General features: G+C 71.6%; 23 protein-coding genes and 1 tRNA gene. 8 read left to right on the forward strand and 16 right to left on the reverse strand.

Annotation, left to right across the window (positions count from 1 at the left end; genetic code table 11):
- The first annotated feature begins 273 nt into the window (after nucleotides 1-273).
- The 3 genes from J3486_RS38620 (at nucleotide 274) to J3486_RS38630 (ending at nucleotide 1782) form a co-directional block, all read left to right on the forward strand.
- Nucleotides 274-1086 carry a helix-turn-helix domain-containing protein gene (locus J3486_RS38620; RefSeq protein ID WP_229379293.1) on the forward strand — a complete coding sequence of 271 codons (813 nt, stop codon included), beginning with the start codon at nucleotides 274-276 and terminating at the stop codon, nucleotides 1084-1086.
- A gap of 91 nt (nucleotides 1087-1177) precedes the next feature.
- A complete protein-coding gene (locus tag J3486_RS38625) occupies nucleotides 1178-1525 on the forward strand; it encodes a DUF6247 family protein (RefSeq protein WP_307805118.1) in 348 nt (115 codons plus the stop codon).
- Nucleotides 1522-1782, forward strand: coding sequence for a hypothetical protein (locus J3486_RS38630; protein ID WP_207828611.1), 261 nt, complete (start codon nucleotides 1522-1524; stop codon nucleotides 1780-1782). Before J3486_RS38625 ends, J3486_RS38630 begins: the two co-directional genes overlap by 4 nt.
- 66 nt (nucleotides 1783-1848) lie before the next feature.
- Here J3486_RS38630 and J3486_RS38635 read toward each other — a convergent pair whose 3' ends face one another.
- Nucleotides 1849-3273: an FG-GAP-like repeat-containing protein gene (locus tag J3486_RS38635; RefSeq protein ID WP_207828612.1), complete on the reverse strand. Its 1425-nt coding sequence runs from the start codon at nucleotides 3271-3273 to the stop codon at nucleotides 1849-1851.
- A 119-nt stretch (nucleotides 3274-3392) separates the two neighbouring features.
- The gene (locus J3486_RS38640; RefSeq protein ID WP_207828613.1) at nucleotides 3393-4463 is read right to left on the reverse strand and encodes a tyrosine-protein phosphatase; all 1071 of its coding nucleotides are present in this window, start codon (nucleotides 4461-4463) and stop codon (nucleotides 3393-3395) included.
- A 241-nt stretch (nucleotides 4464-4704) separates the two neighbouring features.
- Between J3486_RS38640 and J3486_RS38645 the strand changes: the two genes are divergently transcribed.
- A complete protein-coding gene (locus J3486_RS38645) occupies nucleotides 4705-5814 on the forward strand; it encodes an ADP-ribosylglycohydrolase family protein (protein ID WP_207828614.1) in 1110 nt (369 codons plus the stop codon).
- A gap of 78 nt (nucleotides 5815-5892) precedes the next feature.
- Here J3486_RS38645 and J3486_RS38650 read toward each other — a convergent pair whose 3' ends face one another.
- Together J3486_RS38650 and J3486_RS38655 are read right to left on the reverse strand one after the other, a co-directional pair.
- Nucleotides 5893-7464: a sodium:solute symporter family protein gene (locus J3486_RS38650; RefSeq protein WP_207828615.1), complete on the reverse strand. Its 1572-nt coding sequence runs from the start codon at nucleotides 7462-7464 to the stop codon at nucleotides 5893-5895.
- A gap of 425 nt (nucleotides 7465-7889) precedes the next feature.
- Entirely contained in the window at nucleotides 7890-8684 is a 795-nt protein-coding gene (locus J3486_RS38655; protein ID WP_207828617.1) for an SDR family oxidoreductase, read from the reverse strand.
- A gap of 88 nt (nucleotides 8685-8772) precedes the next feature.
- Between J3486_RS38655 and J3486_RS38660 the strand changes: the two genes are divergently transcribed.
- Entirely contained in the window at nucleotides 8773-9621 is an 849-nt protein-coding gene (locus tag J3486_RS38660) for a hypothetical protein (protein WP_207828618.1), read from the forward strand.
- Nucleotides 9622-9758: 137 nt separating this feature from the next.
- On the opposite strand, the gene J3486_RS38665 is transcribed toward J3486_RS38660, so the two are convergent.
- The 3 genes from J3486_RS38665 to J3486_RS38675 all read right to left on the reverse strand — a co-directional run bounded on the left by J3486_RS38665 (nucleotide 9759) and on the right by J3486_RS38675 (nucleotide 12152).
- Nucleotides 9759-9959: a DUF397 domain-containing protein gene (locus J3486_RS38665; RefSeq protein ID WP_207828620.1), complete on the reverse strand. Its 201-nt coding sequence runs from the start codon at nucleotides 9957-9959 to the stop codon at nucleotides 9759-9761.
- 281 nt (nucleotides 9960-10240) lie between these two features.
- Entirely contained in the window at nucleotides 10241-11098 is an 858-nt protein-coding gene (locus tag J3486_RS38670; RefSeq protein ID WP_207828622.1) for a helix-turn-helix transcriptional regulator, read from the reverse strand.
- A 313-nt stretch (nucleotides 11099-11411) separates the two neighbouring features.
- Entirely contained in the window at nucleotides 11412-12152 is a 741-nt protein-coding gene (locus J3486_RS38675) for a GPP34 family phosphoprotein (protein ID WP_207828624.1), read from the reverse strand.
- Between the two features lie 978 nt (nucleotides 12153-13130).
- Between J3486_RS38675 and J3486_RS38680 the strand changes: the two genes are divergently transcribed.
- Nucleotides 13131-15194, forward strand: coding sequence for a D-alanyl-D-alanine carboxypeptidase (locus J3486_RS38680; protein ID WP_307805119.1), 2064 nt, complete (start codon nucleotides 13131-13133; stop codon nucleotides 15192-15194).
- 144 nt (nucleotides 15195-15338) lie between these two features.
- A complete protein-coding gene (locus tag J3486_RS38685; protein ID WP_207828637.1) occupies nucleotides 15339-17195 on the forward strand; it encodes an MFS transporter in 1857 nt (618 codons plus the stop codon).
- Nucleotides 17196-17379: 184 nt separating this feature from the next.
- On the opposite strand, the gene J3486_RS38690 is transcribed toward J3486_RS38685, so the two are convergent.
- From J3486_RS38690 to J3486_RS38705, 4 genes are all read right to left on the reverse strand, one after another.
- Nucleotides 17380-18000, reverse strand: coding sequence for a bifunctional 4-hydroxy-2-oxoglutarate aldolase/2-dehydro-3-deoxy-phosphogluconate aldolase (locus tag J3486_RS38690; protein WP_207828639.1), 621 nt, complete (start codon nucleotides 17998-18000; stop codon nucleotides 17380-17382).
- A complete protein-coding gene (locus J3486_RS38695) occupies nucleotides 17988-18161 on the reverse strand; it encodes a hypothetical protein (RefSeq protein ID WP_207828641.1) in 174 nt (57 codons plus the stop codon). Before J3486_RS38695 ends, J3486_RS38690 begins: the two co-directional genes overlap by 13 nt.
- 209 nt (nucleotides 18162-18370) lie before the next feature.
- Nucleotides 18371-19285, reverse strand: a complete 915-nt coding sequence (locus J3486_RS38700; protein ID WP_207828642.1) for a sugar kinase — start codon at nucleotides 19283-19285, stop codon at nucleotides 18371-18373.
- 118 nt (nucleotides 19286-19403) lie between these two features.
- Entirely contained in the window at nucleotides 19404-19745 is a 342-nt protein-coding gene (locus J3486_RS38705; protein ID WP_207828644.1) for a DoxX family protein, read from the reverse strand.
- A gap of 286 nt (nucleotides 19746-20031) precedes the next feature.
- On the opposite strand from J3486_RS38705, the gene J3486_RS38710 reads away from it, so the two are divergent.
- Nucleotides 20032-21129 carry a GNAT family N-acetyltransferase gene (locus J3486_RS38710; protein ID WP_207828646.1) on the forward strand — a complete coding sequence of 366 codons (1098 nt, stop codon included), beginning with the start codon at nucleotides 20032-20034 and terminating at the stop codon, nucleotides 21127-21129.
- A 49-nt stretch (nucleotides 21130-21178) separates the two neighbouring features.
- On the opposite strand, the gene J3486_RS38715 is transcribed toward J3486_RS38710, so the two are convergent.
- The 5 genes from J3486_RS38715 to J3486_RS38735 form a co-directional block, all read right to left on the reverse strand.
- A complete protein-coding gene (locus tag J3486_RS38715) occupies nucleotides 21179-21976 on the reverse strand; it encodes an SAM-dependent methyltransferase (protein WP_229379307.1) in 798 nt (265 codons plus the stop codon).
- A gap of 97 nt (nucleotides 21977-22073) precedes the next feature.
- Nucleotides 22074-22220 carry a hypothetical protein gene (locus J3486_RS38720; RefSeq protein ID WP_207828648.1) on the reverse strand — a complete coding sequence of 49 codons (147 nt, stop codon included), beginning with the start codon at nucleotides 22218-22220 and terminating at the stop codon, nucleotides 22074-22076.
- Nucleotides 22221-22267: 47 nt separating this feature from the next.
- Entirely contained in the window at nucleotides 22268-22486 is a 219-nt protein-coding gene (locus tag J3486_RS38725) for a hypothetical protein (RefSeq protein WP_207828649.1), read from the reverse strand.
- A gap of 165 nt (nucleotides 22487-22651) precedes the next feature.
- A tRNA-Arg gene (locus J3486_RS38730) sits at nucleotides 22652-22724 on the reverse strand.
- Nucleotides 22725-22830: 106 nt separating this feature from the next.
- Nucleotides 22831-23157 (reverse strand): hypothetical protein, encoded by a 327-nt coding sequence (locus tag J3486_RS38735; RefSeq protein WP_207828650.1) that lies wholly within the window; start codon nucleotides 23155-23157, stop codon nucleotides 22831-22833.
- Between the last annotated feature and the right edge of the window lie 9 nt (nucleotides 23158-23166).

Below are 23166 nucleotides of genomic sequence, written 5' to 3' on the forward strand. Positions count from 1 at the left end.
CTCACCACACCCCGGCGGTCACCTGCGGGGCGCGTCACTCGTGCGAGTGAGGATCACCAACTGGACTTGCGCTTGCGCGAGTTGATGGCACAGCCTCTGCGGCATATGCAAAGGCGGCCCCCGCCGGGACTGGCATCCCGAACGAGGGCCTGACAACGAAGGAACCAGAGCTTCCCGATGTCTGAGTCTCAGTTTACCGCGCCCTCGCGCGCCCTTTCCGGCCCTTCGGCCACTCCGTCCCGTCACGGACTGAACCAGTCCTCGGAGCCCCACATGTCCCGGTACACGGTCATCGGGCATCACCTCGCCCAGCACGAGGAGTTGTCCCTCACCGCGATCGGCCTCGCCACGCACATCCAGTCGCTGCCCGAAGGGTCGAAGGTCGGCATCGACGACCTCGCGGCCAAGTTCACCGAGGGCAGGGCCAGAATCGGCGCCGCGCTACGGGAGCTGGAGACGTACGGCTACCTGGAGCGGGTCAAGGTGCGGCTCCCGAACGGGCGGATCGTCACGCGCACGACCTCGTACAACAAGCCCCCACACCTGCGCGGACAAGCCACCGAACAGCCGCCACCGCCGGAGCCGGAGCCGGTCCGGGCCGAGGCTCAACGGACCGAGCCGCAGCCCCGCGCCCCGCGCCCGCAGCACCGGCACCTGCGCGCGGTGCGGCCCGACCCGCAGGACCCCGACCCCGACCCGGCGCCCGTGAGGACGCCCGCCGCCGACCTCCTCGCGGGCCTGCGCAGGCACGACCCCCGTCTCGTCCTGACCGAGCCGGACGTACGCCGCCTCGCCCCCGCCGCGACGGCCTGGCTGCAGCGGGGCATGACCCCCGGCGACGTACAACGGGCACTGACGGCCGGGCTGCCGGCCGACCCGATCGTGCGGCCCGCCTCCCTCGTGGCCTACCGGCTGAAGCACTTCCTGCCCGCCGCGCTGCCGCCCAGGCCGCAGCTCCCGCCCCTGGACCCTCCGCCGCGAACGCTCCCGCTCCAGAACTGCGACGGCTGCGACCGGGCGTTCCGGGCGGCGGAACCGGGGATGTGCCGGGACTGCGGCGCGGCGGGCGCGGCTGCGGCCGCGTGAGGGAAGAGCGGCACAACACGTGACAAGCCATGCCACGGAGCAGCGCCGCCGGTACCGTACGAGGACCGAACCACCCGCCCCGGAGGTCACCGTGAGCGTCAAGGCCGACGGCCCGTACGGCCCGCTGATCCCCATGCCCGAACTCACGCCGGACGCACTGCGGTCCGCCGTCGCCAAGATCGCTCCGAGCCGCGTACCTGCGCTCACTCAGCACCTCTTCGAAGCGACGACGAACGCGCAGCAGACCCAGAGCCTGGCACCTCTCCGCGCGTTCGTGCATTCGTGGGCCGTGTTCGTGGCGATCGAACGGCACCCCGGGCGGGCGGCCAGACTGCGGGAACTGGAGGCGATCGCCGACGCGGGGGACGGAGACCTGGCGACGGTCCTGTCCGAGATCACGGCGATCCGGGACGCCGCTGAGGCAGAGGCCGGGTTGTGACCGACTGGACCTGGGAGTACGGCACGAGCGCCGAGTACGTCACGAGCGGACTACCGCCGGGGGTGGTGGCGGAGGTCGAGCGGCTCGCCACCGAACTGGCCGCGCTCGGTGAGTCGGCGGTACGGGTGGGGCGCCCCATCGGCAAGGAGGGCGGCCTGCGGGAGTTCGACATCCTGAGCGGTCGGGGATTCATCAGCTTTCTCGCGATCCCACGGCATGCGTGTGTCTACGTCTGCAATGTGACCTGGTACGGCTGAGGGCTCCTCGCCCTGTGCCGTAGGTGAAGAGCATGGCCGCCCCGCCCCCCGAACCCCGGCCCGGCGTCAGTGCTGCATCGTTTCCCCGAGGCGCGAGCCGCTCGTGAGGCCGAAGTCGGCCGCGCTGAGGGACTGGGAGCCGGTGCCGGTGAGGCCGGAGGAGGTGCCGGGGAGGGTCCACAGGCCGCCGCTGCGGTCGTTCTCGAAGGACGCGGTCACCGCCAGGTCGCCCTTGCCGTTGTTGTCGTAGTCGGCGATGCGGACCTGCGCGCCGAAGAGGTCTCCGGCCTCGGCGGCTCCGGGGACGTTCGCGGTGTCCTGGGAGATGCGGACGACGCCGGACTGCGAGACACCGGACGCGGTGCCTCGGAAGACGGTGACGTCGCCCGCGTTGTCCAGGTCGCCGAGTTGTTCGCCGTTCGCGCCGACCACCAGCTCCGCCTTGCCGTCGCCGGTGATGTCGCCGATCGCCACCGAGGCGCCCCAGTTGTCGCCGTCCTCGTCGACGCCGGGCACCCCGGTGCTGTCCTGGTGCAGGACCACCGGGTCGCCGAAGCCCGTCGCGCTGCCGTAGCGGACGGTGACGTATCCGGAGCCGTGGCTCGGGTCCGCGACGTCGTAGAAGTCGGGCCAGGTGAGCGAGGTCGCCATGTCGTCGTAGCCGTCGCCGTTGATGTCGCCGAGGGCCACCGCGGTGTTGCCGTCGTCCACCCGCTGGATCCGGTACGGGCGGCCCGTCTGGCCCGTGAAGACGTCGGTGCCGGGACGCCCGGTGCCGGCGTTGCCGGTCACGGCCAGGTCGTCCTTGCCGTCGCCGTTCACGTCGCCCACGGCGGCCTGCGAGTTCAGCAGCGAGGCCCCGGAGACCGACAGGGAGTACGCGGGGACGGGCTTGCTGTCCCGGGTGAGACCGCCCGGGTAGATGACGACCGCGCCCGACTCGATCACGGCGAGGTCCGCTCCGCTGTCCCCGGTGAAATCGCCCACCGCGACGTCCGAGCCGTGCGCCTGCCACGTGCTCGGGTTCTGCACGGTGGTCGTGGTGCTGGTGGTGAACGGCTTGGTGCCGCCCCACAGGACGGTGACGCTGCCCTGGCCCTCGATGCCGTCCACGTCCTCGCCGTCGGCACCGACGACGAGGTCCGCGTAGCCGTCGCCGTCCAGGTCGCCGCCGGCCATCGAGATGCCGAAGTAGTCACCCTCCTCGGGCGTCCCCGGCACCCCCGTGGAGCTCTGCGTGAGGGTCACCTGCTGCGTGGTGAGTCCGCTCGCCGAGCCGAAGGACACCACCACGGCGCCCGCCGCCGTCGCCCCGCCGACCGTCTTGTACGGCGCGCCGATGGCGAGGTCCCGGTGCCCGTCCCCGTTGAAGTCGTCGGCGAGCTTGGCGGGCGCGGCGCCCGCCGTCGCCGCGGGGAGCACGGCCAGCAGACCGCCGGTCAGCGCGGTGACGGCCGTGACGGCGACGACGGTGCGGCGGGGGAGCGGCATGGAGTTCTTCTCCTCGTACAGGTGACGGATGTTGCCGTAGACGACTCCCGGGGTCGAACGGTTGCACGGGACAGGTGGTGAGAGTGGGTGCGGGTAGTACGGATTTGCGCGGCTGCGGCTCAGACGAGCAACTGGCGCTTGAGGGAACGGAGTTCGGGCGCCGTGACCCCGAGCGCCTGCCGCTCGTACGCCTCGAAGGAGCCGAACGCCGCCCGCACCTCGTCGAAGCCGGAGTTCAGGTACTCGGCCCGTACGTCGAGCAGCGGTTTGTAGACCTTCGCCTGCTCCGGGGGCATGGCGGCCAGCGCCGCCGCGTTCGCCGCCGCGCGGTAGTCGTTGGAGGCGAGGTAGTCCTTCATCACGGTCTCGCGCGGCACGCCGAGCGCCGTGAGCAGCGCCGCGTTCGCCCAGCCCGTACGGTCCTTGCCCGCCGTGCAGTGGAACAGGGCGCTGTCGCCGCCGGTCAGGCCCGAGAAGACCTTCGTGTAGGCCGACTTGGCGGTGTCGCCGCTGACCATGAACTTCTCGCCCTGGGTCATCATCGCGACCGCCCCGGCCTCGGTCGTGGGCAGGGTCGTCATCAGGTCGGAGCCCGCGAGCACGTCCGCGACGACGTACCGCGTGCCCGGGGGCACCCGGTCGGGGGCCGCGGCGCGCTCCGACGCCGTGCGCAGGTCGAAGTCCGTGTCGATGCCGAGCCGCTTCAGCTTGGCGAGATCGGCGGAGGTGAGGTTGTTCAGGGCGTCCGAGCGGTAGACCTCGCCCATCTTCACCCAGTGGCCGTCACGGGTCCGGTAGCCGCCCGCGTCCCGGAAGTTGACCGCGCCGTCCAGCTGGATCAGCCGGTCGGCGAGGTGCAGACCGCGGCCGTGGTCGGGGGCCAGGTCGAACCACTGGCGGTCGGCCGTCGCCGGGAGCCCGGAGACGGTGACCTTGCCGGACGAGCCGCCGCTCGCCACCGTGCGGCCGTTGGCCCGGATCGCGACGCGGCGGACGCCGGGCGCCTTCCAGGCGATCTCGTACGTGCCGGGGGCGGCCTGCGCCGTGACCGTGGCCTCGGTGAACGGGATGCGCTCGGTGCGGGTGTGGGCCGACGCGGCGGAGGCGGCCGGGACCGCCGCGCAGAGCAGGAGCGCGGCAGCGGAGAGGGCGCCGGCGGCGGAGGCCGTGGCGCGCGTGGTGTGCGTCATGGGACGGATGCTTGAGGCAACCAGGAAGCGGTGCGCGACGCGTCGGTGAACGGCGGTGGAACCTCGGGCGAGCAGCAGTCGTGCACCTTCGCGAAGTGCGCAAAGTGGGTCCGAAGTGGATCGACAAGGCGTTCAAGGACGTCTCTTCGCATACCAGTTGAGGTCGGGTTCGGCTCGCTGAGATCACTTAAGCGAACGTTCCTGGTCGATTACAGTGCTGCGAGTCGAACGGAGGAGAGCCATGGGCGCACCGCCCGCCGCCGGGGCCGTCTGGGGCCGCGGCGAGCAGCAGGATTTCCGCAGCCGGGTGCGCGGCGCGCTGCTCGGCTCCGCGCTGGGCGACGCGCTCGGCGCCCCGCTCGACCTCACCGTCGAGGAGTCCGCCCCGCCCGCGCAGGGCGCCGAACTCGTCCCCGCCTACGGCCGCACCGGCGCCGTCACCGCGGCGACCCAGCTCGCCCTGTTCACGGTCGACGGGCTGATCCGCGCCCAGGTGCGCCGCGACACCGGGGCCTGGCACCCGCCCACCGACGTGCACCGGGCCTATCTGCGGTGGGCCGCGACCCAGCGCGACTGGGGGCCCGACGAGCGCCGCAAGGAGGACGGCTGGCTGGCCCGTGAGGAGTGGCTGTACTCCCGGCGCGGCGCCTCCTCCGCCTGTCTGCTCGGGCTCGGCAACGACGTCATGGGCACCCTCGACAAACCCAAGAACCCGGAGGAGACCGGCCCGGAGGCGGCGACCCGATCCGCCGGGTTCGGGCTGCTCGTCGGCTGGGAGCCGCAGCTCGTCCTGCAGCTCGCCGTGGAATGCGCCGTGCACACCCACGGCGCGCCCGAGGCGTATCTGTCGGCGGGCGCGTACGCCGTGATCGTGCACGCCCTGGCGCGCGGCGACTCGGTGGACGCGGCGGTGCAGCGGGCGCTCGCCCTGCTGGCCGCGCGCCCCGGGCACCCGCCGGTCGTGGAGGCCCTCCAGCACGCGCTCGGCGCGGTGCGCCAGGGCATGCCGAACGCCGCGCGCGTCGGGGAACTCGTCGATGACGGCGGGGCCGTGGGCGCGCTCGCCGCCGCCGTCTACTGCACGCTCGTCGGCGAGGACATCCGGCACGGGCTCGGGCTGGCCGTCCACCACGACGGGCCCTCGTCGGCCGTCGGGGCGCTGTGCGGGGGGCTGCTCGGGGCGCTGCACGGGGAGACCGCGCTGCCGCCCGCCTGGGTGGTGGAGCTGGAGGGGCGCGGCACGGTCCTGGAGCTGGCCGACGACTTCGCCATGGAGATGACGCAGGGCGCCGCGCTGCACGGGCCCGCCGGGGCGTCGGCGGGGTGGCTGGCCCGGTATCCGCGCGCCTAGGGCGTGTTTCGAAAGTCCCTCCTGCCCCGCCCCGCGCTCCCGGACGCCTTGCGGCCCCAGGAGCGCGGGGGGTGAGGGCTACAGGCGCTGTACGTCGTCCTGCGCGCCCGCGGGCGACGGGACCGCCGCCGCGCCGGCCGTGCCGGGGCCGTCGTCGTCGGTGTTGATCCGCTCGATCAGCGCGTCGCGCTCCGGGGTGTCCTCCGGCTTGATGAAGCCGATGGCGATGTAGAGCACGAGCGAGACGGCGAGCGGGACCGAGACCTGGTACTGGAGCGCTACGCCGCCCTCGATGGCGTCGTCGATCGGGTAGTTGACCAGGTAGAAGGCGAACAGACCCATGGCCCAGCTGGTGAGCGCCGCTGTCGGTCCGGACTTGCGGAAGTAGCGCAGCAGACCCAGCATCATCGGGATCGCGATCGGGCCCATCAGGCCCGCGACCCACTTGATGACGACCGTGATGATGTCCTTGAACGTGGGCGAGTTGACCTGCGTCGCCACCGCCATGGACAGACCGAGGAAGACCACCGTGGTGAGGCGGGCGGCGATCAGGCCGCTGCGCTGGTTCCAGGTCCGCGCCTTCGCGGAGACCACCGGCGCGATGTCCCGGGTGAAGACGGCCGCGATGGCGTTGGCGTCCGAGGAGCACATGGCCATCGTGTGCGAGAAGAAGCCGACGATGACGAGGCCCAACAGGCCGTGCGGCAGCAGCTGTTCGGTCATCAGCCCGTAGGAGTCGGAGCCGTCCGGCTTCTGCGCGTGGACGAGCAGCGGCGACATCCACATGGGGAAGAACAGCACGACCGGCCACACCAGCCACAGGATCGCCGAGAGCCGGGCCGAGCGCGTGGCCTCCTTCGCGGAGCCGGTGGCCATGTAGCGCTGGGCCTGGTTGAGCATGCCGCCGTTGTACTCGAAGAGCTTGATGAACAGGAACGCGAGCAGGAACACCGCGCCGTACTGGCCCACCAGCGGCTTGCCGTGGCCCTGCAGCTCGGGCTGGTTCCAGGCGTCGAAGAAGCCGATGTTCTTGTCGTTCAGCTTGATCACGACGGCGACGAACATCGAGACGCCGGCGAGCAGCTGGATGATGAACTGCCCCAGCTCGGTGAGGGCGTCCGCCCACAGCCCGCCGATGGTGCAGTAGACGGCGGTGATGGCGCCGGTGATCAGGATGCCCTGGTTGAGCGAGATGCCGGTGAACACCGAGAGCAGCGTGGCGATGGCCGCCCACTTCGCGGCCACGTCCACGATCTTCAGCAGCATGCCGGACCAGGCGAGCGCCTGCTGGGTGGGCAGGTTGTAGCGGTTCTTCAGGTATTCGAGCGGTGAGGCCACGTGCAGCCGCGAGCGCAGCCGGTTGATGCGCGGCGCGAACAGGTTGGCGCCGATGGCGATGCCGATCGCGATCGGGAAGGACCAGGTGACGAAGGACGTCACGCCGTACGTGTACGCGATGCCGGCGTAGCCGGTGAACATCACCGCGCTGTAGCCGGACATGTGGTGCGAGATGCCCGAGAGCCACCAGGGCATCTTGCCGCCGGCCGTGAAGAAGTCGGAGACGTTGTCCACACGTTTGTGGGACCAGATTCCGATCGCGACCATGATGCCGAAGTAGCCGATGAGCACGACCCAGTCGAGACTGTTCATGTGCCCCCTCCAGGGGTCCGCCTTGTGAACGTTGCGGCTCTTCGTCAGTACGTCCGTCTCAGCGGGCGCCCCCGTGCGGGTGTGGGGACTTCGGGGATTGAACCGCCTGTTCGGCGGGTCGGTCAAGACTTATCGCGGTCATGGATGTGAACCGAGATCAGGAAGCCGAACGATTTTGCATTTTCGTGACCAGGGAGGGAGTTGTCGTGAACGTGACCGGGGCCACACCATGAACGGGCACTTCGTCAGTAGCCGCACCACGCGAAAGACCGCACGGGATGCGGGTCCCGTGCGGTCGCGTACCAGAGACTCGTGTACCAGGGACTCGTGTACCGGAGAGTTGTGTGCCGGGAGTCGCCTACAAGAGAGGGGCGTACAAGAGAGGGGCCTACAAGAGAGGGGGCGTGACCCCTGGACCGGATGTTCTAGCGCATCAATTCGCCCGCGTTCACCAGGAGTTGCTGCCCCGTGATGGCACGCGCCCGGTCGGACGCCAGGAAGACCGCCGCGTCGGCGACATCGCCGTCCGTGGCCAGCTCCGGCAGAGCCATCCGCTCGGTGAGACGGGCGAGCACCTCCTCCTCCGGAACGCCCTCGGTCTGCGCCGTGAACTGGACGTAGGCCTGCACCGGCGGCCCCCACATCCAGCCCGGCAGCACCGTGTTGACCCGGATGCGGTGCGGGCCCAGCTCCCGCGCCAGGGAGTACATCGCGCTCGTCAGGGCGCCCTTGGACGCCGCGTACGCCGCCTGTCGCACCTGCGAGGGCGCGGCCACCGCCGACTGCGTCCCGATGATGACGACCGAGCCGCCGCGCTCCTTGAGGGCGGGCAGACAGGCCCGGGTCATCCGCAGCGTGCCGAGCAGATTCACGTCGAGCACGCCCTGCCAGGTCGTGAAGTCGGCGTCCTCCAGGCCGCCGAAGTAGCTGTCCCAGGCCGCGACATGGACCACCGCGTCCACCCCGCCGAACCGCTCGTGCGCGAGGGCGGCCAGCGCCGTGCACTGCTCCTCGTCGGTGATGTCCGTGGCCCGGTACGCGGTCCGCGCGCCGTCCGGGTCCAGTTCGCCGGCGCACTTGGCCAGGTTGGCCTCCGTGCGCGCCCCCAGAACGGCGTTGCCGCCGTCGTGCACCACGGCGGCGGCCACCTGCTGGCCGAGCCCGGCGCCGACGCCCGAGACGATCACGGTCTTCCCGGCGAGCAGTCCACCATTCCCCATCGGTCGCCTCCCGGCTCTGGCCATTCATCTGACGGGGCGTCAGAGTATGGGCGTCGGACGGAGGATGGAAGGGAAGGGGAGGACCGGTATGGAAGAAGCGACGGACACCCGCAGCGAGACGTACGCCGAACTGGCGGCCGTCGGCCCCTACGGAGTGCGCCCGGGGCACGCCCTGATCACCATGGTCGAACCGCACCCGGGGCACGAGTACGCGTACAACCGCTGGTACGAGGACGACCACTACTACGCCGGCGCGATGGCCATGCCCTGGATGTACGCGGGGCGCCGCTGGGTGGCTACCCGCGACCTTCAACTGCTGCGCTACCCCGAGAAGTCGGCGGTCACGGAGCCGGTCACCGCGGGCTGCTACATCTCCACGTACTGGGTCACCGAAGGGCGCTACGACGACCACATGAAGTGGACCGTCGGGATCAACAAGCGGCTCAACCGGGACGGCCGGGTCTACCAGGACCGCACCCACGTCTTCACGGCGTTCCAGGACCACGCGGCGACGGTGTACCGGGACGGCGCCGCGGGCCCGCGCGACTTCCACGCGCTCGACCATCCGTACGCGGGGCTCGTGGTCGAGGTCATCGACGTCGAACAGGCCGGGCAGCGGGACGGGTTGCTGGAGTGGCTCAGGTCCCGGCATCTGCCGAAGGCGCTCGCCGGTTCACCGGCCGCGATGGTCACGGTCTTCCGGCCCACTCCGCTGCCGGGCGACCGGATGACGTACGTGAAGCAGGTCGAGGGCGTCGACACCCGGCTGACCCTGCTCTGGTTCCTGGAGACGGATCCGCGCGAGTGCTGGCAGCGGCACTTCGCCGGACTCGGGGAGCTGGTCGCGGGGGCGGGCCTGGGGGCCCGGGTGGAACTGATGGCGCCGTTCGTCCCGACGGTGCCGGGGACCGACCGTTACGTCGACCAACTGCGCTGACACACACGGCGGGAGAGTGCGGGGAGGCACGGCCGAGCCCCCTCGGCCAGGACGGCGGACCAGTCGAGAGGGCTCCCACAGTGGTGCGTGATGGTGCGTATGTGGTTGTTGTGCCGTGGTGCTTCTTCGTCCTGCGATCAGAACGAGCCCGCGCTCACCTCGTGCACGAACGCATTCCACGAGTCGGGGTCGAAGCCGATCGTGGGGCCTTCCACGACCTTCGAGTCGCGGACCGCGATCGCGTGCAGCACGGGGGACTTGACCTCTACACATGCGCCGTTACCCGTGGAATACGAGGACTTGATCCAGGATTCCGTGGCGCCTTGCTGAATTGCCATGTTCGCTCCGGTTTAGCCAGTGGTCGAGATGGTGCACCGCTCAGTGATCCAGAGCGGTTCTCGCCAACGATGTTGTCTTGATGGCGTGATCGACGCTACTCGCCTCATTGGGTGCGTGAAGTGGCCATTCACTCAACCGGATGGCATATTCCATAGGGGTCTTCCGTAGGCCGGAGACGGGGTGTACCGTGCGGCGCTTTTGCCTCTGAGGCATGATCAAAGGCGAATCAGGCGCGGAATCCGGCCTTCCGGAATGCCGTCGGAGCATGCCCGGAAGATCTTTAGCGAGCGTACTCCTTCGCGATCTCCGAGATGAACTGTCGGGATTGCTCCACATTCAGGGCCTGTGCCCGCAGATGCTCGTACATGACGCTGTACTTCTGCACATCGTTGGCTTTCTCCAGGTACAGGTCGCTGGTGACACCCTCGATATAGACCACGCTGGAATCCGCCGCGTCGGGGAACTCCAGAATCGCGTACTGCCCGTTGAGCCCGGGGTGCGCGCCCATCTCGAACGGGATCACCTGCACGGTGACGTGCGGCAGCGCCGACTGCTCGACGAGGTGCTCCAGTTGCTCGCGCATCACGTTCTTGCCGCCGACGGTGCGGCGCAGCGCCGCCTCGTCGAGGACCGTCCACAGGCGCAGCGGGTTGTCGGCCGCCTGGATGCGCTCCTGCCGGCGCATCCGGACCTGGACGCGCTTGTCGATGTCCGACTGCGTCGTCTCCGGCAGCGCGCCGTTGATCAGCGCCTCGGCGTAGCCCCGGGTCTGCAGCAGGCCCGGGACGACCTGGGGGTCGTAGACGCGCAGGCTCGCCGCGTCCGTCTCCAGGCCGATGTAGACGCTGTACGGGATGTCTCCGAAGGAGTGCCACCAGCCCTGCTGGCGCGAGTCCTTGGCCATCTGCATCAGCGAGTCGACGATGCGGTGGTCCTCGACCTCGTACACCCCGCACAGGTCGCGGACGTCGCGCTGGCTGATGCTGCGCCGCCCGTTCTCCAGGCGGCTGATCTTCGACTGCGAGACCAGCAGGCGCTCGGCGACCTCCTCGGCGGTCATGCCCTTGAGCTCGCGGAGCCTCCGCAGCTCCTGGCCCAACCGGCGTCGCCTGACGGTGGGATTGACGTTGGACGCCACGGGACGTGCACCTCCGGCTGCGTGCATTTTTTATACGTTGCGTATCTGCTGCTCAGCAGATTGCCACCAACGGCCTCCCGGCGCTGCCAAACAGCGGATATGCACGGGAAACGCAGCCGGAACGCGACCGCGCGGGACGACGGCCGGGAGCCGCCCCGAGGGACGGACGTCCTGACGCATCGCCCCGCGCGGTACAGCGGCTCCCGAACCGGGTCTTGGGGACTGCGGTGCGGCGCTGTTGCGGGTGGTGCCGGTGGTGCCAGTGGTGGTGCGGGTGGTTACGCGTGGTGCTGTGCCGTCGGCCCAGTGGACCTCAGTGGGCGACGGCGCGTGCCATCGAACCGTGGCGCTGTTGCTGCATCGGAACGCCCCTGGCCGGTTCCGGTGCGCCCCGGCCCGCCGGAGCGGCGGGCGAGCGGCGTGGCTGAGCGGCCACACCGTTCTGGACGTCCATCACGGCGTGCGCCACGAGGCCGCCCATGGGGTCGTGCCTGATCAGATCCCGCAACCGGGAGCGGGACGATCGTCCCTCGTTCCCCGGGTACAGGTGCTTGCCGAGTCCGACCGCGTGGGCCAGGGCGGCGAGCGCCGCGGTCCGTGGGTCCGGCGGGACGCCGGTACGGATCGCACTGTCCAGCCGGGCCCTGATCTCCCGGCTGATCGCCGTGTCCGTCGCCTGGTAGCGAGTCGTCGGCAGTACCCCGCACATCTGGCCGGCCACGGCATGCACCATGCCGCACCGCTCCAGGTGCGAGAGGTAGGTCTGGCGAAGCCCAAGGCGCGGCCCGCCAATCCAGTGGACCGCCCGCACCGGAGCGCCACGCCTTCGCAGCAACTCCAACGCGCAGTCCAGTGTCGGATCTCCAGTCGGCCGTGGCACCACCACGGCGATACGATCCCCGTCTGGGGCTATCCGTCCGGCCAGCGCCAGCTCTACTAGCTGTGCTCCGGCCAGACCGAGGTCGAGCGACTGCGGCTGTGCGGTGGTACCCGTGGTCGGGTCCAGCGCCAGCAGCAGAAGCTCCTCCGGAAGTGTTCTGCGGCTCCTGCCCATCCATGCCTCCCCGCGTGGATGAATGACAGGGTGACCCCTCTCACATTGGTCTGTCGAGAGTGCGTGGGGGCTTTGGGCGGGAACCAGTAGGTATGTCGTTCTCGTCTACCACGTGGGTTAAGCCCCCACACAGGACACTGGTACATGGTTCGGACAGCGTCGGCTGGCGCCGGCACGTAGTGGTTAGCGGTCGAGGAGGCATCGGTGGCGGGGACCCCCGACAGGTCGGGAGAGCAGCAGGCGTCGGGAGGCCCGGGCCCGGAGGAGCGCGATCCGCGTCTCGCCGTGGCGCGGGAGAACCCGCCGTCCGGAGTGGACCGGGCGACGGCCGTCTTCTCGGTCCGTGACGTGCCGGAGGCCGGTTCCGGTTCCGGTTCCGGTGGATCGGGCGCCGTGGAATCCGGCGATGCGCGGCTGCGTGCCGCGGTGGCCGCGTGGGTGGCGGGCGGCTCCTCCGACGACGAGTCCGGGGCTGCTGAAGCAAACCCCGCGACTGCGAATTCTTCGAACGCGGAACCCGGTACCGGCGACTCCGAGAAGGCGAATCCTTCCGGCGCGGACCGCGCCGATGCGGGTTCGGCTGCCGCCGGTTCCGTTGCGGCGTCGTCTGCGGGCGCGAAGGGTGCTGGGTCTGCGGGCGGCGATGACGCGGGCGCCGAGTCCGGCGATGACGGGGCCGCGGGGGCGAACGACGCCGTCGCCGCCGAGTCCTCCGAGTCCGCCGAGTCCTCCGATGACGATGCCGCTGCCGTGAGTTCCGCCGGCGCCGGGTCCGGCGATGGTGCCGCTGGCGCAAAGGCCGCTGACGCCGAGTCCAAGGGCGGTGACTCCGCGACGGCGAAGTCCGCCGCTTCCGGTGCCGGGGCGGCCGAGGGAACGGGCTCGGCTGCTGCCGGGTCCGGCGATGGTGCCGCTGCCGCGAAGCCCGCTGACGCCGAGCCGTCGGACGCGAAGCCCGTAGACGGCGACTCCGCGACCGTGGAGCCCACAGCTTCCGCCGCCGCGGCCGCCGGGGCCGCGGGCTCCGCCGCCGCGAAGCCCGCCGACGCCGAGCTGTCGGGCCCGAAGCCCGTAGACGGCGACTCCGCGACCGCGAAGCCCGTAGACGGCGACACCGCGGGCGCGAAGCCCACGGGTGGCGACTCGGTGACCGAGAAGCCCACGGGCGGCGACGCCGCCGGTGCCAAGTCCGCCGGGGCGGACGCCTCCGGGGCTCAGCCCGCCACCGGGTCCAAGCCCGCGGACCGCACCCCGTCGGACGCCAAGCCCACCGGCTCCAGGCCGTCCTGGGCCGAGCCCGCCGACTCCGAGCCGGCCGCCGCCGACCCCAAGCCGGCCGGCACCGAGCCGGGCGCCGTCAGCCCCACCGACCCCAAGCCAGCCGGTACCGACCCCAAGCCAGCCGGTACCGACTCCAAGTCGGACGGCACCGACCCCAAGTCGGCCGCCGCCGACCCCAAGCCGGACGGTGCCAAGCCCGCCCCCGCCGTCGATCAGCCGACCGCCGTCTTCAAGGCCGTGAAGCCGCCGGTCGATCAGCCGACCACGATGCTGAAGTCGCCGGCCGCCGCGGCCGGGAAGGGCAGGGCGGCCGAGAGCGAGGCCGAGCGGACCAGCAAGTTCGTGCCGCTCAAGCCGCTCGACCAGAGCAAGCCCGCTGCCGCGGCCACGCCGGAGGCAGTCGTCGGGCCGAAGCCGCAGGCGCCCGCCGAGGCCGAGCGGACGCGGCAGCAGCCGTTGCCGCCGAAGCCGCCGCTGGATCTGCTCGCCGAGCTGACCAACACGCCGCCGCCCCCGGAGACCCGGGTGCGCACCACGGTGCGCCGGGTGAAGATCTGGACGCCGCTCGTCCTCCTGCTGATCGTCGTATTTGCGATCGTGCAGGCCGTCCGGCCGCTCCCGACGCCCACCCTGAGCCTCACCGCGCAGGAGACCGTGTCGTTCGACGGCGACAAGCCGTCCGTGCCGTGGCCCGGCCAGGGCCAGGCGGCGATGGACGTCAACGGCATCGGCACGTTCGGCACCTCCGGTGCCCAGAAGCCCGTACCGATCGCCAGCATCGCCAAGGTCATGACGGTCTATGTGATCCTCAAGGACCACCCGCTGAAGACCGGTGACAAGGGCCCGCAGATCACGGTCGACGCCGCGGCGCAGAAGCACTACGAGACCGGCAAGGCCGAGAACGAGTCGGTGGTCAAGGTGACCGCCGGCCAGAAGATCACCGAGTACGAGGCGCTGCAGGCGGTCATGCTGCCGTCCGCCAACAACATCGCCAAGCTGCTCGCGCGCTGGGACACCGGCTCCGCCTCCGAGGACACGTTCGTCGCGAAGATGAACAAGACCGCGGGGGAGCTGGGGATGAAGAACACGACCTACACCGACCCCAGCGGGCTCGACAAGACGACCGTCTCCACCGCCGAGGACCTGGTGAAGCTGGGCCGCGCCGCGATGGAGAACCCGGTGTTCGCGGCGATCGCCCAGCAGCCCAGGTACGTGGACCTCAACGGCGACGCGCAGAAGAACTTCCTCGGCCTCGTCCCGACCGTCGCCGTCGGCATCAAGACCGGCACCACCACCGCGGCCGGCGGCAACATCCTGTTCGCCGCGCAGAAGACGGTGAACGGCAAGAAGCAGATGATCATCGGCGCCGCCCTCGGCCAGTACGGGCAGAACGGCGTGGCCAACATCGACGAGGTCACCGCGGTCGTGAAGCGCCTCATCGAGTCCGGGCAGAACGCCCTGAAGGCCAAGACGATCGTCAAGAAGGGCGACGTCGTCGGCAAGGTCGACGACGGCCTGGGCGGCACGACGCCCGTCGTCGCGACGAAGGACGTCAGCGCCGTCGGCTGGTCGGGCCTGACCGTCAGGCTCGCCCTCGACACCGAGAAGGGCAAGACGGTCCCGCACTCCGCGAAGGCCGGCACCACGGTCGGCGTACTGAGCGTCGGCGACGGCAAGAACGACGCCGTCGAGGTGCCCGTCGCCCTCCAGAAGGACCTCACCGAGCCCGGCTTCGGCGCGAAAATCAAGCGCGTCGGGTGACGTCCGTGCGGGAGGCTGGTGACCACCGGCCTCCCGCGGCGCCCGTTCACAGGTGCCGTGCTAGCGTCGCGAGACCGGGGCAGGACCGGGACGTTCGGGACGTTCCCTCGGTCGTTACGACGAAACGCACGGGGAGTGTCAGCAGTGACCACAGCGGAGCCGACGCGCGCCGACGACGCGGATCCGGGCTCGGGGCGGGTACGAATACAGCGGCCCGCGCAGCACGCGGGCACGGCGGGACCGCAGCCGGAGCAGGACGCGGCGCGGAGCGAGCGACAGGGAGCGTGGGCGCGGCGCGCCGCAGGCCATCCCGTGGTCCTCACCACCGCCATCGCGGGTGTCCTGCACCTCATCTGGTTCTTCACGTTCGCGAACAGTGGCGGTGACCTCGCCGCGCAGGACGCGTGGGCCGAGTTCGTCGGCCGGCACCCCGACTCCGCGTACAACCTCGCCTGGTACGGCGGCATGCACCCGGTCTCGTACAGCGTGGTGTCGCCGTATCTGATGTCCGTGCTCGGGGTGCGGACGACGATGATGATCGCGGGGACCTTCTCCGCGACCCTGCTGACGATGATCCTGATCAGGACGCGGGCCGTCGCCAAGCCGCTGTGGCCCGCGCTCGCGGGCGTCTTCGCGCTGCTGTGCAACGCCGCGTCGGGGCGCGTCACCTTCGGGCTCGGCATGATGTTCGGGCTCGGCGCGGTCGCCGCCGTGTTCTGCTGGCCGTACCGCTGGCGCCGCCGGCGCTGGGCCAAGGCCGCCGTCGCCGCGCCGCTCGCCGGGATCGCGACCGCCTGCTCGCCGGTGGCGGGGCTCTTCGTGGGGCTCGTCGCCGTCGCCCTGTTCCTGCAGAAGAGACGGCCGGGTGCGTACGCGCTCGGGCTCGCGCCCACCGCCGTGGTCGGGCTGTCGGCGTGGCTGTTCCCGTTCTCGGGGACCCAGCCGATGTCGTTCTGGTCGGCGCTGCTGCCGATCGTCTACGGGGTCCTCGGCTTCGTACTCGTACCGAAGGAATGGGTGACGGTCCGGATCACCTCCGCCGTCTACACCCTGTCCGTGCTGCTCGTCTGGCTGATCAGCTCGCAGATCGGCTCCAACATCACCCGTCTTCCGATGCTCTTCTCGGGCGTCGTGCTCCTCGCCGCGCTGCCGTTCACCGTGCCGCGCTCGCGCAAGTGGTACGTGATCGTGGTGGCGTTCATCGGGTTCAACGGGTGGATCGGCTTCAAGTCCGTCGACGACGTCGTGCACACCACGCCCGCCGCCTCCTGGGCCCGCGAGCTGGCGCCGCTCGTCAACGAGCTGCAGGAGGTCAGCGCCGGGCGCGGCCGTGTCGAGGTCGTGCCGGCCCGCTCGCACCGGGAGGCCTCCGCGCTCGCCCCGTACGTGAACCTGGCGCGCGGCTGGAACCGCCAGGCCGACATGGAGCGCAATCCCCTCTTCTACGACGACACCCTCAACTCGGCGAACTATCACGAGTGGCTCAAGCGCTGGGCCGTGCACTACGTGGTGCTGCCCAAGGGCGAGCCGGACGGCTCCGGCGGCGAGCGCGAGCGGGAGCTGGTGCAGCGCGGCCTGCCGTATCTGAAGCAGGTGTGGGGCGACGCCAACTGGCAGCTGTTCGCGGTCGCCGACCCGACGCCGATGGCCGAGCCGCACGCCGTCGTCGACGCCGCCGAGCAGGGCGAGCTGACCATCGAGGTGACGCAGCCGGGCCGCGTCCTGATCCGGATCCCGTACTCGCCGTGGCTGTCCGTGGTCGACGCCGAAGGCAAGAGCCTGGGCGCGCCGCAGGAGACCGAGGCGTCGAAGCGGGCGCGGGAGCAGGACGACAGCCTGCCGAAGCGGTACGCGAATCCGCACGGGTGCCTGATGGAGACCGAGGAGGACGCGGCGGGGGACCAGTGGACGGTGCTGCTCGCGCCCAAGGCCGGGACGTATCACCTGGCGGCGCCCTACAAGTGGTCGCGGGGCACCCCGTGCCCGGACGAGCTGCGCTAGCGGGATCGCGTCCGCCGGATCGGGTCGCGTTGCCGGACGCGGCTCGTGGTGGGTCGCTCGCGCAGTTCCCCGCGCCCCCTGGGCGAGCGACGCTCGCATCCAGGGGCGCGGGGAACTGCGCGACCAGCCACGACGAGAGCCGCACCCGGCAACGGAACCGCACCTGGCAGACGCTCTCAGCGGCTCAGCGGGTCAGCAACCCCGCCAGCCGGGGCAGCTGAGCCGGGTCCTCCAGCGCCGAGCCCACCGCGACGACCCGCGCCCCGGCCTCCAGGTACGCGGCAGCGTTCCCCGCGTCGACGCCGCCCGTCGCCACGAACGGCACCTCGGGGAACGGCCCGCGCATCGCCCGGAACCAGCCCGTGCCGAGCACGCTCGCCGGGAACGCCTTCAGCCAGTCGAGGCCGAGCGCCCGCGCCGCCTGCACCTCGCCGGGCGTGGCCACCCCGGGCAGATGCGGCAGGCCCGCCGCGACACTGGCCCGCGCCACCTCCGCGTCGAGCCCGGGGGCCACCGTGAACGCGGCGCCCGCCGCCACCGCCCACTCCAGCCGCTCGGCCGAGGTGACCGTGCCCGCGCCGACCGGCCTGCCGCGAGCGGCCCCGGCGGCGACGACCGCGGCGAGCACCCCGGCGGCCGCCTCGGTCTGCACCGGTACCTCGACGCACTCGATGCCCAACTCCCATGCCCGCTCGGCGAGTTCGACGGTCCTCGCGGCGGGCATGCCGCGCAGGATCGCCATCACGGGCACCCCGGCGAACAACTCGTCGAAGGTCGGCGGTGCGGGGGTCGTCACGGTCGCCATCCCGGCTCCCTGGAGATCGTCTCGGTGGTGGTCGGCAGATCGGGCAGGACGTCGCGGGTGAGCGCGTCGAGGCCGGCGCGCGCCTTGAGCGCGGTCACCGACACGGCCGCGACGATCGCGCCGTCGCAGTCCTCCCGCACGGGGGCGGCGACACGGTTCACGTACGCCTCGTACTCGTCGTCGTACTGTCGTCGTACTCGTACTCGTCGTCGACGGCCCGGCCGCGCGCCCGTACGGTGTCGAGGGCGGCGCGGTAGGCGTCCGGACCGGAGATCGTGGGGTCCGTGTCCGTGTCCGTGTCCGTGCGCGGGGCTCGCGGGCGGCGTGCTCCGGGATGTCGGCGGCCCGCCGCACGGTCTGGGACACCGGGTCACCGCCCTTCGGCCGGGACGTAGTCCTCGATGCTGCGCAGGGTGCGCGCGGCGAGCCGGTGCCCGAGCGCGAGGCGTTCGCGCACCGGCACGCCCGTCAGCAGGCCGCTGAGATACCCGGCGGCGAAGGCGTCCCCGGCGCCGACGGCCTCGACCACGTCGACCGCGGGCGCGGCCACGAACTCGCTTGCCCCGCCGCTGAATCGGGTGGCTCCGACGGCGCCGTCCTTGACGACGAGGACGCCGCGCGGCGCGAGGTGCGCGTGCAGAGCGTCGGCGGTGCCGGCGCCCCACAGGGCCTCGCCCTCGTCCCGGCCGACGAGCACGAGACCGGCGCGGCGGGCGAGCGCGAGCAGGACCTCGGCGGCCTGCTCCCGTGAACTCCACAGGGCGGGGCGGTAGTTGACGTCGAACGAGAAAAGCGTGCTGGCCGCGGCGGCCCGTTCGGCGAGCGTGTCGACGAGCTCCGCGCAGCCCTCGGACAGCGCCGGGGTGATCCCGGTCAGATGCAGCAGCCGTACGCCGTCCAGATCGACGCGGCGGGCGTCGGCGGCCGTCATCCGGGAGGCGGCCGAGCCGCGCCGGTAGTAGTGGACGCGGGTGGTGCCGTCGGGTCCGGGGTCCTTGAAGTAGACGCCGGTGGGGGCGTGCCGGTCGACGGCCACGCCCTCGACGTCCACCCCGCGCCCGGCGACCGAAGCGACGATCCGCCGCCCGAACGGATCGTCCCCGACCCGGCTCACCCACGCCGTGCGGTGCCCCAGATCGGCGAGGTACTGCGCGACGGTCGACTCGGCCCCCGCCACGGCGAGCCTGACCTCCCCGCTGTGCTCAAGGCCCACCCCGTCGGCCGGGGTCAACTGCGCCATGGTCTCGCCGAGACATATCGCCTCGGGACGGTGCGGGGACGGCACGGGCGGCTCCTGTGACGGCGGCATCGGACGGACCGCGGCCGACGCTAGCAGGGGCCTCGCGACAGGTGTGCACATGCTGCAACGGGGGTCCGCCGGGCCGGTTTTGGGCCGGACGCGGTCACGACGCCAGGACCAGCGCCGCCACCACCGGGGCCGCGTACAGCAGCGGGAACGGGACGTGGCCGAACCAGCGGGCCCGGACCACCGTCACCACGGCTCCCGTGAAGTACAGGAGGAGCCCGATCGCCGCGGCGATGCCGATCGGCGGTACGGCGAGGCCGACGAGCAGGCCCACCGCCCCGGCGGCCTTGGCCGCGCCGAGGAACGGCAGCCAGTGCGCAGGGACCCCGTAGTCCGCGATCGGCTTGACCACCCAGGCGGCGCGGGCGAAGACGGAGGCGGCGGAGAAGGCGGTCATGGCGGCGGCGACCACGGTGACGGTGACAAGGGCGACGGACATCGCGAACTCCTCGGTTCAGGAACGATCAAGGCCCTCAACTGGCCTTATGCGGCGCGGAATCGATCCGCTGCCTGTCTGACGCGGCCCGCGCGGAGAATGTGACGGCCCGGCCGCACCCGACCGCGTACGGAACCTGCGGGAAGCACTCTTGACAGCGTGCGTACTGTTTCGCGACCTTTGAGCCCCATGGGGGAATAGGGGGGCCCATGCTGCGCAGCACGTTCTGCACGCCGATCCACTCACGTACTGATCCACGCGCCCCTGCGGAAGGGCGGTCGATCGCACGGTGAACATCACCACGCACAGACCCGACGAACTGAGCCCGTCGCTGCGTGCCGTCTGGCACGAGACGATGGACGACGCGCCGGACTACCAGAACCCGTTCCTGTCACCGGAGTTCGCGATCGGCATGGCCGCGCACCGGTCCGGCGTCCAGGTGGCGGTGCTGCGCCAGGGGGGTGAGCCGGTCGGGTTCCTGCCGTACGAGAGAGGCCCGCTCGGCGTCGGCCGCGCCATCGGGCTCGGGCTCTCCGACTGCCAGGCCCTGGTGCACAGACCCGGAGTCACCTGGGACACCCAGCAGCTCCTGAGAGCCTGCCGGCTCTCGGTCTTCGAGTTCGACCACCTCGTGGAGGAGCAGAAGCCCTTCAGCCGCTACGTCACCGGCACCTTCGCGTCCCCGGTGCAGGACCTCAAGGACGGCGGCCACGACTCCTACCAGGAGTGGCTGAAGGCGACGTATCCCGGACAGGCCAAGACGATGCTCAAGAAGGAGCGCCGCCTGACCCGGAACGTGGGGGAGATGCGTTTCGTCTACGACGAGCGCGATCCGCGCGTGCTGCGCCAGCTGATGCGCTGGAAGTCGGCCCAGTACCGGCGCACGGGCCGTATGGACCGCTTCGCCCGCCCCTGGATCGTGAACCTGGTGAACCACCTCGCCACCGTCCAGGAGCCGCACTTCACCGGCGTTCTGTCGGTCGTCTACGCGGGCGAGCGCCCCGTCGCCGCGCACTTCGGGCCGACGTCGCGCACGGTCTTCGCGGGCTGGTTCACCGCCTACGACCCGGAGTTCAGCTACTACTCGCCGGGCCTGATGATGCATCTGCGGATGGCCGAGGCGGCGGGTCGGCACGGCATTCGGATGATCGACTGGGGGCGCGGCGAGAAGGAGTACAAGGACTGGCTCAAGACCCGTGAACTGCGGGTCACCGAGGGCTTCGCGACCCGCCGGCACCCGGTGGCCGCCGCCCACCGCCTGTGGCGCCGCCCGGTCCGCGGCCTGCGCAACACCGTCCTGGCCCACCCCGAACTGCGGGACCGGGCGGACCGGCTGCTGAAGACGGCGGGGGCGCTGCGGGGTGGTTCCCGGCCGGGCCGGCCTTAGGGCCTGTCCGGCGGATCTTGTCGCGGGCGCGGGGTCTGGCACGCCGACCCTAGGGCAGGCGGGCCACGCCGCCGTAGAACCCGATCTTCGCCGCCTCTGCGGGCGGCGGGGAGTCGGGACGCCAGTACGAGATCTGGGCGAGCCCGGGTTCGACCAGTTCGAACCCCTCGAAGAAGGACTCCACCCGGTCCTTGGACCGCAGGTTCAGCGAGGCGGACGCCTTGCGGCTGTACCCGGCCTCGGCCTCGCCGCGGTCCGCGAAGTCACCGGTGGCGTGCGAGAGCACCAGGTGGCTGCCGGCGGGCAGCGCGTCCCTCAACTCGGCGACCACGCGCGCCGGTTCGTCGTCGTCGGTCAGGAAGTGCAGCACCGCGACGAGCAGCAGCACCACCGGCTCGTCGAAGTCGATGAGCCGCCGCACCTCGGGGTGGCCGAGGACGCTGCGTGGCTCCCGTACGTCGCCGAGCACGATGCCCGTCGAACCGGTGCGGCTGAGCAGCGCGTCCCCGTGCGCCTTCACGATCGGGTCGTTGTCGACGTACGCGACGCGCACGCCGGGCGCCACGCTCTCCGCGATCTCGTGCACGTTGGGCGAGGTGGGCAGCCCGGTGCCGATGTCCAGGACCTGACGTACCCCGGCCCCCACGGCGTACCGCACGGCCCGCTCCATGAAGGCGCGGTTGGCGCGCACCCCGGCGCGGGCCTCGGGCGCCGCGGCGAGCAGCTCCTCGCCGGCCAGCCGGTCCGCGGCGTAGTGGTTCTCCCCGCCCAGCAGGTAGTCGTAGATCCGCGCAGGGTGCGGCCTGCTGGTGTCGATCACCCCGGCCCGCAGGTCGTCCTGGTCCAGATCCACGATGTGCTCCCTCCGCGCGCGAATGCGGACAGCTTGGCACATCAACTGGACTGTCGAAGCCGGGAGTTGGCGGGTGGCTCGGGCGGGTAGCTCAGTCGGTGGTGGGCTCGGTGCAGGCCAGGATCGCGGCGCGCAGGGCGACCGCCTGCTCGCGGTACGCCGCCGCCTGCCCGGGATCTTCCAGGGCGAGCCGCGCCTCCCGCTCGTCGGCATCGTCGTCACGACGGTCCTCGCTCATGACGTCGGTATGACCACGGCTGCCGCCCGGCGGACCGCACGCGGGAGTCAGGAGCGGCGGTACTCGTCGGTCATGGTCGGCGTGGTGTTGTGGACGGCCAGGGCGTTGAACGACCCCTTGTCCCGGCCCGCCTGCACCCGCCGGGCCTGTTCGATGAGCAGCCCTTCCGCGTTCTGCGTCCGGCTCCGTCCCCGGCGCAGCAGGATGACGATCATGAAGAGCGCGGCACCCGCCAACAGCCCGAACAGTATGCCGAGTTCGACCATGTGAATCCCCCCGTACCGTCAGTGCCTGTCCCTCACGGTAACGAGCGTACGGACGCGTGACCAGGGCCTCGGCAGGCTCCGGGGGGCCTTCGGAGGGTCCAGGCACGGGATCGGCCCCCCGGAGTGCTCCGAGGGGCCGATCCCGTCTGGCCGGGCCAGAGTGTGTGCCCCCGGCAGGATTCGAACCTGCGACACCAGCTTTAGGAGAGCTGTGCTCTATCCCCTGAGCTACGGAGGCGTACCGGCGTCAGTGTAGCGGGTGGGCTCCGCCGGTGGCTGAGGGTGCCGGAGGGTATCGGCTTGGCGGCCCTGGGCGCGGACGGGCCGGGGGCGGTGTGCGGGCGCTACGTCGCCGAGCCGGGGGTCGTCGTGGTGCTCGGGCTGCCGCCGCGGGCGTTCGAGTCCTTCGCGGCGGGCAGTGGGGTCTCGGACGCGGTCGCCGCCGATGTGGCCCGGGAGTTCGCGGCCGTCGGCGCCGTCATCGAGGTCGAGGGGCGGCGTACGCGGCCGATGCGGGGTTCACCGAGCGGCGGTCCCGCGTGCCGGTCGCCCGGGTGCTGTCGGGCGCCGCCGCACCGGTGCAGGCGAAGGAGCAGGTCCCGGGCGGGCCGGGCGCGGACAGCGCGACGCCCGTGCGGGCCGGGGCGGTGTCCGCGCGGGGTGCGCGTCACCGGCCGGCC

The organism is Streptomyces sp. VRA16 Mangrove soil (genome assembly GCF_017377775.1).
Lineage (GTDB): Bacteria > Actinomycetota > Actinomycetes > Streptomycetales > Streptomycetaceae > Streptomyces.